15 protein-coding genes are annotated in these 14,905 nt (G+C 66.6%); 6 read left to right on the top strand and 9 right to left on the bottom strand.

Annotated elements, in window-relative coordinates; all coding sequences use genetic code 11:
* Positions 1 to 59: 59 nt before the first annotated feature.
* Positions 60 to 1,328 (bottom strand): MgtC/SapB family protein, encoded by a 1,269-nt coding sequence (locus EKH81_RS07625; protein ID WP_132059771.1) that lies wholly within the window; start codon positions 1,326 to 1,328, stop codon positions 60 to 62.
* A 135-nt stretch (positions 1,329 to 1,463) separates the two neighbouring features.
* Here EKH81_RS07625 and EKH81_RS07620 point away from each other — a divergent pair, with 135 nt between their 5' ends.
* Positions 1,464 to 2,756, top strand: coding sequence for an AI-2E family transporter (locus EKH81_RS07620; protein WP_132059773.1), 1,293 nt, complete (start codon positions 1,464 to 1,466; stop codon positions 2,754 to 2,756).
* A 33-nt stretch (positions 2,757 to 2,789) separates the two neighbouring features.
* Here the strand turns inward: EKH81_RS07620 and EKH81_RS07615 are convergent, their stop codons facing one another.
* Positions 2,790 to 3,077 (bottom strand): helix-turn-helix transcriptional regulator, encoded by a 288-nt coding sequence (locus EKH81_RS07615; RefSeq protein ID WP_132059775.1) that lies wholly within the window; start codon positions 3,075 to 3,077, stop codon positions 2,790 to 2,792.
* Between the two features lie 145 nt (positions 3,078 to 3,222).
* On the opposite strand from EKH81_RS07615, the gene EKH81_RS07610 reads away from it, so the two are divergent.
* On the top strand, positions 3,223 to 3,504 hold the full coding sequence (locus EKH81_RS07610) for an amphi-Trp domain-containing protein (protein ID WP_132059777.1): 282 nt from the start codon (positions 3,223 to 3,225) through the stop codon (positions 3,502 to 3,504).
* Between the two features lie 352 nt (positions 3,505 to 3,856).
* On the opposite strand, the gene EKH81_RS19300 is transcribed toward EKH81_RS07610, so the two are convergent.
* The 4 genes from EKH81_RS19300 to EKH81_RS07595 form a co-directional block, all read right to left on the bottom strand.
* Entirely contained in the window at positions 3,857 to 4,003 is a 147-nt protein-coding gene (locus EKH81_RS19300) for a hypothetical protein (protein WP_202935093.1), read from the bottom strand.
* A gap of 92 nt (positions 4,004 to 4,095) precedes the next feature.
* Positions 4,096 to 4,749, bottom strand: coding sequence for a YIP1 family protein (locus tag EKH81_RS07605; RefSeq protein WP_132059779.1), 654 nt, complete (start codon positions 4,747 to 4,749; stop codon positions 4,096 to 4,098).
* Positions 4,750 to 4,756: 7 nt separating this feature from the next.
* The gene (locus EKH81_RS07600; protein ID WP_132059782.1) at positions 4,757 to 5,341 is read right to left on the bottom strand and encodes a thymidine kinase; all 585 of its coding nucleotides are present in this window, start codon (positions 5,339 to 5,341) and stop codon (positions 4,757 to 4,759) included.
* 73 nt (positions 5,342 to 5,414) lie between these two features.
* Positions 5,415 to 6,002 (bottom strand): NADPH-dependent FMN reductase, encoded by a 588-nt coding sequence (locus tag EKH81_RS07595; RefSeq protein ID WP_132059784.1) that lies wholly within the window; start codon positions 6,000 to 6,002, stop codon positions 5,415 to 5,417.
* A gap of 96 nt (positions 6,003 to 6,098) precedes the next feature.
* Here EKH81_RS07595 and EKH81_RS07590 point away from each other — a divergent pair, with 96 nt between their 5' ends.
* The 3 genes from EKH81_RS07590 to gdhB all read left to right on the top strand — a co-directional run bounded on the left by EKH81_RS07590 (position 6,099) and on the right by gdhB (position 10,582).
* Positions 6,099 to 9,074 (top strand): bacterio-opsin activator domain-containing protein, encoded by a 2,976-nt coding sequence (locus tag EKH81_RS07590; RefSeq protein WP_132059786.1) that lies wholly within the window; start codon positions 6,099 to 6,101, stop codon positions 9,072 to 9,074.
* Between the two features lie 82 nt (positions 9,075 to 9,156).
* Positions 9,157 to 9,306, top strand: a complete 150-nt coding sequence (locus EKH81_RS07585) for a rubrerythrin-like domain-containing protein (RefSeq protein WP_132059788.1) — start codon at positions 9,157 to 9,159, stop codon at positions 9,304 to 9,306.
* A gap of 1 nt (position 9,307) precedes the next feature.
* Positions 9,308 to 10,582: a glutamate dehydrogenase GdhB gene (gene gdhB, locus EKH81_RS07580; RefSeq protein WP_132059790.1), complete on the top strand. Its 1,275-nt coding sequence runs from the start codon at positions 9,308 to 9,310 to the stop codon at positions 10,580 to 10,582.
* Between the two features lie 143 nt (positions 10,583 to 10,725).
* Here the strand turns inward: gdhB and EKH81_RS07575 are convergent, their stop codons facing one another.
* The 3 genes from EKH81_RS07575 to EKH81_RS07565 all read right to left on the bottom strand — a co-directional run bounded on the left by EKH81_RS07575 (position 10,726) and on the right by EKH81_RS07565 (position 14,403).
* Positions 10,726 to 12,168: a serpin family protein gene (locus EKH81_RS07575; protein WP_132059792.1), complete on the bottom strand. Its 1,443-nt coding sequence runs from the start codon at positions 12,166 to 12,168 to the stop codon at positions 10,726 to 10,728.
* Positions 12,169 to 12,269: 101 nt separating this feature from the next.
* The gene (locus EKH81_RS07570; protein WP_132059794.1) at positions 12,270 to 13,361 is read right to left on the bottom strand and encodes an aminopeptidase; all 1,092 of its coding nucleotides are present in this window, start codon (positions 13,359 to 13,361) and stop codon (positions 12,270 to 12,272) included.
* Positions 13,362 to 13,461: 100 nt separating this feature from the next.
* Positions 13,462 to 14,403 carry an HhH-GPD family protein gene (locus tag EKH81_RS07565; RefSeq protein ID WP_132059796.1) on the bottom strand — a complete coding sequence of 314 codons (942 nt, stop codon included), beginning with the start codon at positions 14,401 to 14,403 and terminating at the stop codon, positions 13,462 to 13,464.
* A 256-nt stretch (positions 14,404 to 14,659) separates the two neighbouring features.
* Here EKH81_RS07565 and EKH81_RS07560 point away from each other — a divergent pair, with 256 nt between their 5' ends.
* Positions 14,660 to 14,905 (top strand): hypothetical protein, encoded by a 246-nt coding sequence (locus EKH81_RS07560; RefSeq protein WP_162224578.1) that lies wholly within the window; start codon positions 14,660 to 14,662, stop codon positions 14,903 to 14,905.

Raw genomic sequence — 14,905 nt, 5'->3', positions numbered from 1 at the left:
AAGACCCACCCTTTAATGGATTCGTTCTAATTCCCACCGTTCCGGTTCCCGCAATTCTTTCACAAGGTGGCGAGGACCGCCGCGACTCCAGACCCCGCGAGCAGGACGGTGCTCCACCCAGTGACCCGGTAGGCGAAGTTGCGGTCGGGCGCGGAGAGGGTCAGCGCCGCCTTGACCGCGATGGAGGAGGCAGTCGCGAGCAGGATACCGAACACCGCGGTCTGAGCGTCGAAGTTCCCGCCGATGTAGAGCAGGACCGCCGAGGAGGTCACGCCCGCGCTGGAGACCAGCCCCGACAGCAGAGCGGTCACGTAGAATCCGGCGGAGCCGAACTGCTGTTGGGCCACCGCGCCCGCCACGATGACGAGCAGGAAGATGGCCCCGAAGCTCAGCGCGTTCCGGAGCGAGAACGGGCTTTCGAGGTCGATGTCCACCTTCTCGGACCAGTCGGCGGTGTAGCCAGCGATGGCGACGCTCCCGAGAATCACCACGCCGAGGGGCAACACCGCGCCGTAGAGGACCGGAGCCTCGCCCCCGACGGTGAACGCGAGCGCGATGGCGAGGTTTCGGACCGCCATCGCGGCGTCGGCGAGCAGGATGGCGGCCACGCCGTAGGAGGCGGCTTCGGGCCGCTGTTTCACGTGGTCGAGCATCGTCCCGACGACCGCCGTTGAGGACGCGAGACCGCCGAAAAAGCCGGTGACAGCGATGCCACGACCGCCGTACGTCTCGACGACGGCGTAGTTGACGATGCCGATTGCGGCGACCGTGACGACCATCAGCCACACCACTCGCGGCTGGACGCCGAACGCGAACTCCCCGTCGGGGAGCAGCGGGTAGATAACGAACGCGAGGATGGCGAACTCGACCGCCGACCGGAGTTCCTCGCGCGAGAGTCCCCACGCGAAACTGTGTAGCTCGCGTTTCAGCACGAGCAGGAGCGACGACAGCACCGCCACGGTCACGCTGACGATGATGTACCCCTCCATGACGAGCGCGCCGACGCCGAACGCGACCAGCATCGACACCGAGGTGGTGAGCGAGAGGCCCTCCTCGTCGTCGCCCTCGTCGGCGGTCAGCCCCTGTACCGCGAGCAGGACGCCCTGTACGATGACGAGCAGGCCCCCGAGCAACAGCAATACGTCGCGGTCGAGGAGCGTGAACACCGCCCCGAGGAGCGTGATGAGCGTGAACGTCCGAATCCCGGCGGGCTTGCGTGACCACTCTCGCTCCAGACCGAGAAACAGCCCCAGAGCACCCGCGATAGCGATTCTGACGACTTGGTCGTCCAACGGCGCTGATGCGATAGACTCGGCGATACCTTGCACTTCGGAGAAATAACGCGGCTTGATTTAAAAACCCGTTGGCGGTGTATCGACGAACCTCGCCCGCGTGACGGCGACCGACTCCGGAGTCCCGACAGCCAGCGAACCTTTTTATCCCGCCGACTCCGTGAGTCGAACATGGTCGCCGACTGGGACATCGACCGCTCGCGGACCGCGTGGTGGGCCGTCGGGTTCGCGCTCGCCGCGGCGGTCGGCTACGTGGTCTACTCGTTCGTCGGCACGTTCGTCTTCGGCGTCTTCATCTACTACGCGACCCGACCGGTGTACCGCCAGATTCGGCGGACCGTCCGACCGCCGAGTCTCGCCGCGGGCGTCTCGCTGCTGGCGCTCGCGCTCCCCGTCCTGCTGTTAATCGCCTACACTGCAGCCATCGGGCTTCAGGAGTTCGCGAAGGCGGTCGAGCGCGTGGAGGAAGCCGAAGCCGTGCCGAGCGACATCGACGCGATTCTCACCGAACTCGGGCCGTACCTCAACGTCTCGACTATCGCACAACCGCCCGAAGAACTGCTCGCGAACCCGAACACCGGACTCATCCGCGACGTGGGGCTGTCGGCGCTCGAATACGTCGGCTTCGTCGGCACCGGTCTGCTCCACCTGTTCGTGATGATTGCGCTCGCGTTCTACCTGCTCCGGGACGACCACCGGCTCTCGGGGTACGTCCGACAGCAGTTCGCCGACAGCGGCGGCGTCGTCACCGCGTACGGGAAGGCGGTGGACCGCGATTTGAACAGCGTCTTCTTCGGCAACATCCTGAACGCGCTGTTCACGGGCACCATCGGCGCGGCGTCGTACAACACGCTGAATCTGGTCGCGCCGCCCGAACTCGCCGTGCCGTACCCCACGCTCGTCGGCCTGCTCGCGGGCGCGGCCAGCCTGATTCCCGTGGTCGGGATGAAACTGGTCTACTTCCCGGTGGCGGCGTATCTCGGTATCGAGGCGGGCGTGCAGGCACCCGAGGTGCTGTGGTTCCCCGCGCTCTTCTTCGCGGTGTCGTTCGTCATCGTGGACACGATTCCGGACCTCGTCCTCCGGCCGTACGTCTCGGGCAAGGACCTCCACGTCGGACTCGTGATGCTGGCGTACATCCTCGGCCCGCTGCTGTTCGGGTGGTACGGCATCTTCCTCGGCCCGATGATACTGGTGTTCGTCATCCACTTCGTCCGCATCGTGATGCCCGAACTGATACGGGGCGAACCGATTCGGCCGTGGGCGGTGGACCCGACCTACCTGTTCGAACGCGTCGAACCAGCGACCGACGCGTCCGCGACGGCCGACGGCACCACAATCGACGACGAGACGGGGACTGAGGACGATGCGACGACCGACGACGCGACGGATGCCGGGTCGGACGACACTCCGGAGACGCCAGCGAACGCACCGAGCGGTAGCGGTTCGGAAGCCGAGGACTGACGAGAACCCCCGCACCTGCTCCGGGACCGCACCTCACGCCTCGACGCTCAGTTCGACGTACTGGGCCTCCCACTCGCGGCGGGCCTCGATTTCCCGAGTCCCGCGCCGAGTCAGCGTGTAGTAGTTCGTCCGACGGTCGCGCTGGCCCTTCTCGACCAGCCCCTTGTCCACGAGCGTGTCGAGGTTCGGATACAGCCGACCGTGGTGAATCTCCTTCTCGTAGTAGGTTTCGAGTTCCTCCTTGATGGCGAGTCCGTGCGGTTCGTCCAGTCCTGCGATGACGTACAGCAGGTCGCGCTGAAATCCTGTCAGGTCGTGCATCGGTACCGTACGGGATACATTTCGGATAGAAAAGAAGATAACGGCCCCTCGCGGCGCGCACGCGCCGCGAGGGGCCGCACGACTCCGGGCCCTGCGTTCGCTGGCCGACCGCGAATTTAAGGCCGTCCGGCGTCTTTCTGTAGGTATGCCAGAAGAAGTGCTGTTCAAGTCCGAGCGCCGTCAGAGCCGCGAAGACATCGCCGCGTACCTCCGGACCGTCGCCGAAAAGCTCGAATCCGGACAGGAGTTCTCGCTGTCGGCGGGCGACCAGTCGGTGTCGCTCGCGCCGCCCGCACAGCCGACGTTCGAGGTCAAGGCCGAGCGCGAGACGCCCTCGGGCGGCGGGCAGAGCGAACTCAGCGTCGAGTTCGAAATCGAGTGGGACGAGGGCGAGCAGGGGTCGGACTCGTCGCTCAGCATCGAGTAACGCCGCGAGTCGAATTTTTCGGACGGTCACGCTTTTCGAGCGGTCCGCTTTTCGGACGGTCGCACGTTTCGAACAGGTCGAGGTCGGTACGGGTCGAGTCAGTCACAAGCGAAATCCACACAGCCGAGGCTCGCAATCGTAGTTATCGAAAGGAAAGCGGAATACGCGGGGGTGAAAAAGCCCCGCGACCGCTTGCCGCCCTGAATTGGTCCCCGCTGACGCTTCGGCCCTCCAAGCGAAGCGTCACTTGCATCAAAACGCCGTATACACTTAAAACTACCGGCGTCGGAGAGGCGTACCGGTACACCGACAGAGCCGTATTTCCAGCGCTGAGTCGCCGGAATTTTCCCCATTAAATATACTCTTCTTCGAGTACCCAACCGAGCGCTCGCTTGTAGTACGTGAACATTTGGCGTATCCCCTCGTGGCGCATCTCGTCGTCGTCGAGTTGCTCTTTGAGAAATTCGTACTGCTCGCGGATTTCCTCCTCGTCTCGCATGGTTCGACGTTCGTCGTCACGAGTAATGAGTCCGGTGGAGTCGCGCCGTCCGACGGAGCCACGTCATCCGACGAAATCGCGCCGTCCGCCCGTCACGCGACGGGAAGACAGGCCTCGAAACCGAGCTCCGCGATTCGGAGACAGACCTCGCTCGCGCGCCACACCACGACATCTTCGAGCGCCGCGAATCCGCGGAACGCGTAGCCGAACACCAGCGACGCCGGTATCGCCCCCGCGAGGAGCGCCCGGAGCGTCGAGGTCCCGTGGACCGCCCGAAGTCCGACGACGAACAGCACCGCGCCGTAGGCGGCACAGACGACTCGCACGGTCGGACTCGGAATCCCGGCGAACACACAGGGTGCGGTCGCGTAGGCGATGACCTGCACCGTCTCGCTGATGCCCCCGCGGTCGGGGACGACCAGCATGAGCAGGAGCGTCTGGAGCGCCGCGGTCAGGTGGAGCACCGCGGGCGCGACGAACAGCGCCGCGAGCAAGAGACCGAGCAGCGCCGAGAGCGCAGGCTGACTCCCGAAGCTCGGGGCCGCACCCGGCACGAGCGCGAACCGGGTCGCTTCCTCGACGAGGACGACCACCATGGCGAACACCAGCCCCGGCGCTTGGTCGCCCGGCGCGATGGCGCGCTCGAAGAACCGTCTCGGGCGAATCAGGACTTCGACCCACGCGCGAGCCACCGCGACGGGGCCGCGGTCGCGCCCGCCCGTGGGGTTCTCGACCCACTGTGTCACAGTCGAACTACTCGGTCCGAAGGGTATGACAGTTGCGACATCGGGCTTCGTACGACTCCTCGGCACCCACCATGATAGTCGGGTCCTCGACGTGGGCGGGTTCGCCGTCGATGAGTCGCTGATTCCGACTCGCCGGTTCGCCGCACTCGGCGCAGATGGCCTGATACTTATCGACGTACTCCGCGAGCGCGACGAGTCGCGGTAGCGGGTCGAACGGCTCGCCCCGGAACGTCTGGTCGGTACCCGAGACGATGACTCGCCGGTCGTCGTCTGCGAGCTGTTCGCACACCGGGACCAGTTCCTCGCTGAAGAAGTTGGCCTCGTCGATGGCGACGACCTGCTCGCCGTTGAGCGTCTCGGGAATCTCCCAGACGCCCGCTTCTGCGTCTACTACGGTCGCGTCCCACTGGCGGCCGCTGTGCGAGCCGACGGTCCCCTCGCCGTAGCGGTTGTCGAGCGAGGGTTTGAACACCGCGACCTCCTGCCCGGCGATTTCGGCCCGGCGGAGCCTGCGGAGCAGTTCCTCGGTCTTCCCGGAGAACATGCACCCGGTCACGACCTCGACCCACCCGCTGTTCGTTATCTTGTGCATGTCGGATGTGCGCTCAGAGGAGCGCCAAAAGGATTGCCGAATCGGGTCGGTCGCCGGCCGCGCCCGCTCCGTGTCAGTCCACCGCGCCGACGTTCTCCTCGCTCTCCATCGACGGCGGTGACGGCTCGATGTTGGCGTACTTCACCGTCTCCTCGCCGAGTCGGACCACTCGTTCCTCCAGTTTCTCGTCGGTGAAACTGCCGTCCCGAACCGCCGAGTGCGAACGGGGCACCGCGGCCTGATACGGCAGGACCCACGCGTCGAGCGCCCGGCAGACCGACCGGAGGTGTTCGAGCGCGGTGATGGGAAAGCTGCCGCCCGACACCGCGAGCAGGCCCACGGTCTTGGACTCGAACTCGTCGAAGCCGCAGTAGTCGAGCGCGGTCTTCAGCACCGACGAGTACGACCCGTGGTACATCGGCGTCCCGAGGATGACGGCGTCGGCCGCGCGCACGTCGCGAGCGAGCGCGGTGGCGTCACCCGCGTCCTCGTCGTCCACGTCGGGGTCCAAGGCGGGCAGGTCGTACTCGCGCAGGTCGAGCAGTTCGGCGTCGCCGCCGTGCGTCTCGACTTCGTTCAGGGCGCGTTCCAGCGCGACTCTAGTGACGCTCTCGTCTCGCAGACTGCCGCAGAGTCCGACGACGTGAGGTGGATTTGCCATACTCCCCGATTGGGCGCGAGGCGGAAATAGGTAGCTCTGCGCGCGGCGTGACCGGCGATACGAAGGGTTATTGCTCGGAGTTCCATACCACCGACGATGGATAGGATTCGGCGTTCTCCGGACGCCGACGAGGAGGACGCGCGCATCCTCCTCGTCGGCCCGGATTCGTGGCAGGAGCGAATCCGACCGCGTATCGGGACCACCGACGGCGTCTCGGTCCGGGCGGTCGGGAGGTTCGAGCGCGCGGTCGAGGTGCTGGAAGCGCGCTCCGATGCGACCGACTGCGTGGTCGCCGCCCACCGACTCGACGGCGGAACCGGACTCGAACTGCTCGGTGAGATTCGCGCTCTGGACGTGACGACGCCGTTCGTGCTGGCACCTGAGGCGGGCGACGAGTCGCTCGCAAGCGAGGCTTTCGCGGCCGGGGTCGCCGACTACGTTCCGGTCGGCGACGACGGGGACGACGAAAGCGTCAGCGACGGCGACGACAAAAACGACGGCGCTCGTCTCGCGGACCGATGCCTCAGAGCGGTCCGGGACCACCGCGACGACCGGCGACACCGCGAGCGAGCGGCCCAGTTCGACGCGTGCTTCGGAGACCCCGAGCGATTCGTCGCCGTCCTCGACGCCGACGGCACCGTCGTCCGGGCGAACCGCGTCGCCCTCGACGCCCTCCGACTCGACGAGACCGCGGTTCTCGGCAAGCGGTTCTGGGGCCTTCCGTGGGCGGCGGTCGGCGAGTCCCGGCGCGACCTCCAGCGCGCCGTCCGGTCGGCCACGGACGGCGAGTACGCGACCTTCGAGGCCGGACTCGCGAGCGGGGACCGCGAGCGCCGATTCGAATTCTCGGTCCGACCGGTCGGCGAGACCGGTCGAGTCGTAGTCGAGGGCCACGAAGTCGCCGAGCGCGTCCGACTGGAGGAGGAACTCCGGGAGTCCGAGGAGCTCCACCGCGTGACGCTGAACAACATGACCGACACGGTGCTGGTCACCGACGACGACGGCGCGTTCACCTACGTCTGCCCGAACGTCCACTTCATCTTCGGCTACACCGTCGAGGAAATCTACGAGTTCGGCACCATCGACGCACTCCTCGGTGACGACCTGTTCGACCGCGACCGACTCGAATCCGAGACCGTGCTGACCAACGTCGAGTGCACCGCGACCGACAAAACGGGCCGCGAACACGCGCTGCTCGTCAACGTTCGGAACGTCTCGATTCAGGGCGGGACCACCCTCTACAGCTGTCGGGACATCACCAAGCGCAAACAGCGCGAACGGGCGCTGACCCAGCTTCACCGGACGAGTCGCGACCTGCTCTACGCCGAAACCGCCGCCGAAATCGCCGACCGGGTGGTCGCGGACGCGGCCTCGATTCTGCCGACCGCGGCCACGGCCGTCTACCGGTTCGACCGCGAGGAGAACGAACTGATTCCGACGGCCGCGTCCGATGCGTTCGACGCCGCGACCGAGTCGCACTCGGCGGTAGGTCTCGATGACTCGTCCGCCATCGCCAGGGCGTTCGTAGCCGACGAGACGCTGACGCGTGACGTGGTGACGCCCGAAACCGGGACGCCCGACGACCGGCCCGAACTCCGAGACTCACCGCTGGCACTGGCGGACGATTACGTCGCGGTTCCGCTCGGCGACCACGGCGTGTTCGTCGCAGTCGCCGGGGGCGACCGGGGCGCGCCCGACGCGCCCCGGTCGCACGACGGCGCGTTCGACGAGGTGAGCGAGGAGGTCGCCGAACTCCTCTCGGCGACCACCGAGGCGGCGCTCGACCGGGTCGAGCGCGAGACCGAACTCCGCGAGCGCGACTCGGCGCTCCAGCGACAGAACCGGAAGCTCTCGCAACTGAATCAGGTGAACGGGTTCATCCGGGAAATCGACCAAGCGCTGGTTCGGGCCGAGACCCGCGACGAGATAGAGCGCGCGGTCTGCGACCGACTCACGACCGACGACCGGTTCGCGTTCGCGTGGGTCGGCGAGACCACCGCCTCCGGGACGACGCTCCGCCCGCGGGCGTGGGCCGGAGACGAGCAGGGGTATCTCGATGGCGTCCCGCTGGAACTCGACGCCGACGCCGCGAGCGTCGAGCCGAGCGTGGAGGCGGCGGCCGACCGCGAGGCCGCGCTCGTCTCGAACGTCGCCGACCACCTCCGGGCCGGTCCGTGGTGCGCCGAGGCGGTGTCGCGGGACTTCCAATCGGTGCTGGCGATTCCGCTCGCCTACGACGACGTGCTGTTCGGGACGCTGACGGTGTACGCGAATCGTCCCGACGCGTTCGACGACATGGTCCGGTCGGTGCTGTGCGAACTCGGCGACACCGTGGCGTCGGCAATCAACGCGGTCCAGCGCAAGGAGGCGCTCCGGAGCGACACCGTGGTCCAACTCGACTACCGAATCTCCGACCGGAGCACGGTCCTCCGGCGACTCGCCGACGAGACCGGCGCGACGATTCGCGTGGAAGGCGACGTGACCCACGACGACGGCACGACGCTCGTGTTCGCCACAGTCGAGGACGCGCCGCTCGACCGGGTGGTCGAGGCCGCCGACGGGTTCGTCGGCGTCACCGACGCGGAACCGATTCGGGAGACCGACGAGTCCGATGGACTCGTCGGTCTCCGAGTGCGAGACCACTTCGTCACGCGAATCCTCGCCGACCACGGGGCGATGCTCCGTCGGCTTCAGGCGACCCCGGAGGGAATCTCACTGACCGTGGACGTTCCCGACTCGGTGACCGCCCGGTCCATCGACGAGGTGGTCTCGAACGCGTACGACGGCGCGGAGTTGGTCGCCCAGCGCGAGCAGGTGCGCACGCTGGAGACCAACGACGCTCGCGGGCGCTTCCGCGACGACCTCACCGAACGCCAACTCGAAGTCGCGCAGGTCGCGTACCACAGCGGCTTCTTCGACGCCCAGCGGGACGTGACCGGCCGCGACGTCGCCGCGATGCTCGACATCTCCCACACCGCGTTCTACGACCACGTGCGCCGAATCGAGCGAAAACTGCTCGCGTCGGTGTTCGAGAGCGCGCCGACCCCGACCACCTCGACGAAAGTTGAATAGTAAACCGTGCGACTTCGTTTCAGGGGTGACTATTCAACACGACCTCAAATGAGGACGGCGTCCCTTAGCAATTTTTACCGAGATGAGACACAGCGACGTCGAGTACGTTTCCGACGACGAGTACAACTACGAGTGTCTGCGTTGTGGCACGACCCTACGCGCCGACAGCTACCCCGGCAGCTGCCCGGACTGCGGGACGGCGATGCGAAACCGACGGATGCCCTACGAGTAAGATGGCAAACCAATCACCGGACATCGAGACGGAGCCCGAATCGGCGCTCGAAACCGCGCTCCGACAGCTTTCGGCGGCCGCCGCGCACGTCGACACCGACCCCGGCGTCATCGAGCGACTCAGACACCCCACCAGAGTCGTGGAGGTGTCGGTCCCGCTCGAACGCGACGACGGGAACGTCGAGGTGTTCACGGGCTACCGCGCCCAGCACGACGACGTTCGCGGGCCGTACAAGGGCGGCCTGCGCTACCACCCCGAAGTCACGGCCGAGGAGTGCGTCGGCCTCTCGATGTGGATGACGTGGAAGTGCGCGGTGATGGACCTGCCCTTCGGCGGCGCGAAAGGCGGCGTCGTCGTCAACCCCAAGGACCTGAGCCGCGACGAGAAGGAGCGACTCACCCGGCGATTCGCCGAGGAGATTCGCGACACCATCGGGCCGAAAAGCGACATCCCGGCCCCCGACATGGGCACCGACGCTCAGACGATGGCGTGGTTCATGGACGCCTACTCCATGCAGGAGGGTGAAACCACGCCGGGCGTCGTGACCGGCAAACCGCCCGTCATCGGCGGGAGCTACGGTCGGGAGGAGGCCCCCGGTCGAAGCGTCGCTATCGTCGCTCGCGAGGCCATCGACTACTACGACAAGAATATCGAGGAGACGACGGTCGCGGTCCAAGGGTTCGGGAGCGTGGGCGCGAACGCCGCCCGCGCGCTCGACGACTGGGGTGCGAACGTCGTCGCCGTCAGCGACGTCAACGGCGCGGCGTACGACACGACCGGACTCGACACGCACGCGGTTCCTTCGCACGAGGAACAGCCCGAAGCCGTCATGACCTACGACGCGCCGAACACGCTCACCAACGAGGAAATTCTCGAACTCGACGTGGACGTGCTCGTCCCGGCGGCCATCGGCAACGTCATCACCGCCGACAACGCGGGCGACGTGCTCGCCGACATCGTGGTCGAGGGCGCGAACGGCCCGACGACTTCGACGGCCGACGCCATCCTCGAAGAGATGGGCGTCCCGGTGATTCCCGACATTCTGGCGAACGCGGGCGGTGTGACTGTCTCGTACTTCGAGTGGCTCCAGGACATCAACCGCCGCCAGTGGTCGCGCGAGCGCGTCAACGAAGAACTCGAATCGCAGATGCTCTCGGCGTGGGACGACGTGCGCGCCGAGGTCGAAGCGCGCGACCTTAGCTGGCGCGACGCCGCCTACGTCGTCGCGCTCGGCCGGGTCGGAGCCGCGAAGGACGCGCGCGGTCTCTGGCCGTAGGTCGGCGCTCGGGCCGTCGGTCGCTCGGCCCGAATTGCCCGAAGCGAACTCCGAACACGGTGGGCGCATCGCGTTCGCTTCAAAGGGATTTGCTTGCACGGACGTTCGGCGATGCGCCGGGTCAGGGGCGGGAGTGCGGTCCGTTATTCTCCGGAAATCTCCGTCACGCGTCCGACGAACAGCGGCGTCTCCGTAGGCTTGTCCCGGATGTAGAACAGGAACGGTCTATCGACGTTCAAATCGACGTTTCGGGGCGGCGCGCTCTCGTTCATCACCACGGCGGTCGCGGCCGCGGCTTCGGTGCCGAGTTCGTCCACCTCCACGAAGCTCTTGTGCCGGATGTCGTCCACGAACAGGTCCCCTCCCTCGGCCATCCCTGAGAAGTCGGCGTTCGAGAACGCGGCTTCCATGCCGAGTTTCTGCATCGTCTCGACCAGACCGAACTCCGACTCGATTCCGAACTTCGGGAGCGAGAGGTCCACCAGCGCGATGCTGGCCTCCTCCAGCATGATTGCGAGTCGGTCCACGGAGAACGACTCCTCGAACGCCTCGAACTCCCCCTCGGCGGGGACGACGACTACCATGCTCGTCTCGCCGTTGGCGTAGGGAAGTTCCACGAGGTGATTGCCGCCGATTTCGGCGTGCTGAAGCTTGATAGACTGGGAGAAGGTCATCGTCGGCACCTCCGAACTCGTCCCGTCGAGCGCGGTGAACGGCCGGGGTTCGGTGGCGTCCTCGTCGAAGGGGAACTTCCAGCGCGCGCTGAAGTAGACCGCGTTCGTCAGCACGAGGCGGGTCGTCGCGTCGATGGACGGCTTTGGAAGCAGGTCTTCGATTCGGTCGTTCGTCCGCACGGCGACCCAGTCGTTGATTTCCCGGCGCGCGGCATCGGGGTCGCCCGAGAAGTCCACGAGGTTCATCCCCGCGCCGTAGTAGGCGTCGAGCAGGTCGAGGAAGTCCTCGCGGAAGGGATAGCCGTCCTCTCCCCACAGCGCGTTCGCGGTGCTGAGTTCGAACGCCGGGCCAGCGTCCTCGTCGTCGTCCCCGGGTCCGGTCGTCCCGCTCGCTTCCTGTCCGTCCTCGTTTCGGCGCGCGAACTCGGCTTCGAGCGCCCCGAACGCCGGGTGAAGGTCGTCCTGCCCGAGGACGAACTGGAGCGCGTCGGCCATCTCCTCGGCGGTGGTTCCCCGAGCCCCAGCGTAGGTCATCGCGAGCGCGACCGAGACGCTGTACGGCGAGACGAACAGATTCCCGCCCGCCTGCTCGCGGAGGACCGCCATCAAATCGAGCGCGAACTCGACGTTTCCACGAATCTGGTCGGCGAGGGCCTCCTCGCCGATTTCGAGGTCGGTCACGGGGTCGATTTCGGGGAACGGCGGCGCGTCGAAGTCCTCGAACTCGGCGGGGTCATCGTCGGTCGTGGTGGTCTCGTCGGTGTCGTCACCGGTGGTCGTGGTGTCTGCCGTCGGCTCGTCGGTGGTCGTCCCGGTCGTCGCGCCGGGGTCCGAATCGCGTCCGGTACAGCCAGCGAGTCCCGCGAGAAACGCGCCGGTCAGCGAGAGCGCGTGGCGTCTGTCGGTTTGCATATCTCCGGATTCCATCGGGGGTGGTAAACGCTTTCCGTAGGGTGAAACGGGCGCTTCAGTCACCCGCACGGCTCGGCTCTCGCGCTGTCTCGCTCGCTTCGTTACCCCTCGAAGCCGTCCTCGAACACGAACGTCCCGTTTCGCTGGACCACCTCGCCATCGACTTCGATGAATGAATCCTCGCTCACGTCCACGAGCAAATCGACGTGGCGACCACTCTCGTTGAACTCGCGGCCCTCGGGCACGCACTCCTCGACTGCGTTTCCGAGCGCGACGTGGATGGTGTCGCCCATCTTCTCGTCGAACAGCATGTGGTGGGTGGTCCGGTCGATGCCGCGATTCATCCCGATGCCGAGTTCGCCGAGGCGGCGCGCGCCCTCGTCGGTGTCGAGGAGCGTTTCCAGCGCGTCCTCGTTCCGACTGGCCGAACATTCGACGACCTCGCCGTCCTCGAATTCGAGCCGGGCGTCGTGGACTTCTCGGCCACCCTCGCGGAACGGCACGTCCACGAACACCGTTCCCTCGACGCTGTCGGGAACCGGAACGGTGAACGCTTCGCCGCCGGGCATGTTCTTCTCGCCGGAGTCGTTGGCGGCGTCCATCCCCTCGACGGACATCCGAAGGTCGGTGGCGTCGCCCGAGACGATTCGGACTTCGCTGGCGGGGTCGAGAATCTCGACCATCTGCTCTTGAAACTCCCGCTGGGCGTCCCAATCTCGGTTCACGGCGTCGTAGACGAACTCCTCCCACGCCGCGGTGCTCATCCCGGCCTGCTGTGCATCGGCGGGCGTGGGATGTTGGGTCATGACCCACCGCTTGTCGAGGCGTTCTTCGAGAATCGGCTGTCGTGCTTGACTCGCGGCCGCGCCCTTCTCCGGGTCCACGTCGCTGGTCTCGGCGGCGTTCGTCGCGCCCCGAATCAGAATCACCACGTCGGTTTCTTCCATCGCCGCGAGTCGGTGGTCTTTCGGTCGGAAATCCGCCTCGTCCATCGCACGAGCGTAGGCGCGACCCGCCCGCGAGTTCGTCCACGAGAGCGTCGGTCGCGCGCCGCGCTGGCCCAACTGCTCGTAGAGCGCGACGACGAGGTCGTCGGCCGACGACGGCGCTCGCACGAGTACGTTGTCGTCGGGGGCGACATCGGTGCAGTGGTCCACGAGAATCTCGGCGTGTCGCTGAATGCGGTCGTCCATTGGCGACCGAATTGACTCTCTGCTGTCACAAATACCTCCGCCAAGCGAGGTGAAAGTGAAAGTAACTCAGTAAGAATCGGGTGACGAACGCAGTAGATTGCTACCGTCTGAGCCGTGCAACCGTTTCGGTCTCTCCGTTGGCGTTTTCGTCGGCCGCAAATTCGACCAGACCGTCGCGTTCGAGGTCCGACAGAATCCCTTCGAGCCACTTCCGACCGTACTGGCCGTCGGAACTGTAGTCCACTCGCACGCGCGGGCCGAGTTTCGACAGCGGGAGTTCGTCGTACTCTTTGAGCGTCGAAATCACGCGCCCCCGAAACTGCCGCCGACTCCCCTCGAAACTCGGTTGCGTGGGAACGTCGGGAGCCGTAAAATCGCCGGTCTCGTAGGCGTGACACCACTCGCGCCACGGACATCCCGCAGACTCGCACTTCGGCGACTTCTCGCACGCGACCCCACCCAGTTCCATGATGGCGTTGTTCCAGACGCGGGACTCGCCCTCCGGCATCAGCTCGGTCGCGGCGGCCTCGAACTCGGCGTCGTCGTCGGGCACGTCGAAGGCGCGGTGGAGCACGCGCTTGACGTTGGTATCGACCACGGCGTCGCCGTTGTTGAACGCGAACGAGGCGACCGCGTTCGCGGTGTAGGGACCCACACCCATCAGATTCTTGAGTTCGGCGGGGGTCGTCGGGAAGTCACCGTCGTACTCCTCGACCACCTGCCGAGCGGCCTCGTGAAGGTACTTCGCGCGATTGTTGTAGCCGAGGCTGTGGGTCGTCCAGAACCCTACCACGTCGGCCCGGTCGGCGGCCGCCAACTCTTCGGCGGTCGGCCACCGGTCGAGGAACGCCTCCCACGCCTCGACGACCCGGCCGAGTTGGGTCTGCTGGCTCATGACCTCCGAAATCAGAATCTCGTAGGCGTCGTCGGTCTCGCGCCACGGGAAGCGTCGGTGGTCGGCCTCGTACCACGAAATCAGGGCCGTCCGAATCTCGGGACGGTTGTCGGGGAGCGAGGAGTCGCGTTCGTCGGCGTCGCTCATCGAATCCAGGTAGGGACGAGTCCGGTAAAGGCGCGGCGATTCGGCGCAACCGCGCCGAATCGCCGCGCCCCGGTAGCAAAAAACCACCGCGCCCACAGAAGGGTTATTCCCCGCCCCCCCCCCGGCCCCGGTGGGGGCTCCGCCCCTCGCGGGGCCGGCGCCCCCCCCCCCCCCCCCCCCCCCCCCCCGCGCCGCTTTCGCCAAACTCCACGGCGACTGCAGAGGGTTTATTCCCGACCCGCAACACCGCTCCACCGTGACCGACGCTCCGCGGACGCTGTTCGTCGCCGGGGCCGCACTCGTCGCGGGAGCGGTCGCGCTACCGACAATCGGCGTCGTCGGCCTGCTGGGTGCGGGTGTCGGACTGATGCTCGTCGGCGGCCTGTGGGCGTTCGAGGGGCACAACGAGGACGGCGCGGGGTCGGCGGAGTGTCCCGGGTGCGGAACCAGAAACTGGGCCGACAGGGCGACCTGTCGAGAGTGTGACGAGCAACTGCTGTAG

The organism is Halorussus amylolyticus, from assembly GCF_004143485.2.
Taxonomy (GTDB): domain Archaea; phylum Halobacteriota; class Halobacteria; order Halobacteriales; family Haladaptataceae; genus Halorussus; species Halorussus amylolyticus.
The sequence above is the reverse complement of the archived record's forward strand: the minus strand, read 5'-3'. Positions and strand labels throughout refer to the sequence as shown.

Coding starts and splice junctions, on each gene's coding strand:
- EKH81_RS07575 (WP_132059792.1), bottom strand. CDS start 12,168: ATGCAAACCGACAGACGCCACGCGCTCTCGCTGACCGGCGCGTTTCTC.
- EKH81_RS07610 (WP_132059777.1), top strand. CDS start 3,223: ATGCCAGAAGAAGTGCTGTTCAAGTCCGAGCGCCGTCAGAGCCGCGAA.
- EKH81_RS07620 (WP_132059773.1), top strand. CDS start 1,464: ATGGTCGCCGACTGGGACATCGACCGCTCGCGGACCGCGTGGTGGGCC.
- EKH81_RS19300 (WP_202935093.1), bottom strand. CDS start 4,003: ATGCGAGACGAGGAGGAAATCCGCGAGCAGTACGAATTTCTCAAAGAG.
- EKH81_RS07600 (WP_132059782.1), bottom strand. CDS start 5,341: ATGCACAAGATAACGAACAGCGGGTGGGTCGAGGTCGTGACCGGGTGC.
- EKH81_RS07565 (WP_132059796.1), bottom strand. CDS start 14,403: ATGAGCGACGCCGACGAACGCGACTCCTCGCTCCCCGACAACCGTCCC.
- EKH81_RS07585 (WP_132059788.1), top strand. CDS start 9,157: ATGAGACACAGCGACGTCGAGTACGTTTCCGACGACGAGTACAACTAC.
- EKH81_RS07590 (WP_132059786.1), top strand. CDS start 6,099: ATGGATAGGATTCGGCGTTCTCCGGACGCCGACGAGGAGGACGCGCGC.
- gdhB (WP_132059790.1), top strand. CDS start 9,308: ATGGCAAACCAATCACCGGACATCGAGACGGAGCCCGAATCGGCGCTC.
- EKH81_RS07595 (WP_132059784.1), bottom strand. CDS start 6,002: ATGGCAAATCCACCTCACGTCGTCGGACTCTGCGGCAGTCTGCGAGAC.
- EKH81_RS07570 (WP_132059794.1), bottom strand. CDS start 13,361: ATGGACGACCGCATTCAGCGACACGCCGAGATTCTCGTGGACCACTGC.
- EKH81_RS07615 (WP_132059775.1), bottom strand. CDS start 3,077: ATGCACGACCTGACAGGATTTCAGCGCGACCTGCTGTACGTCATCGCA.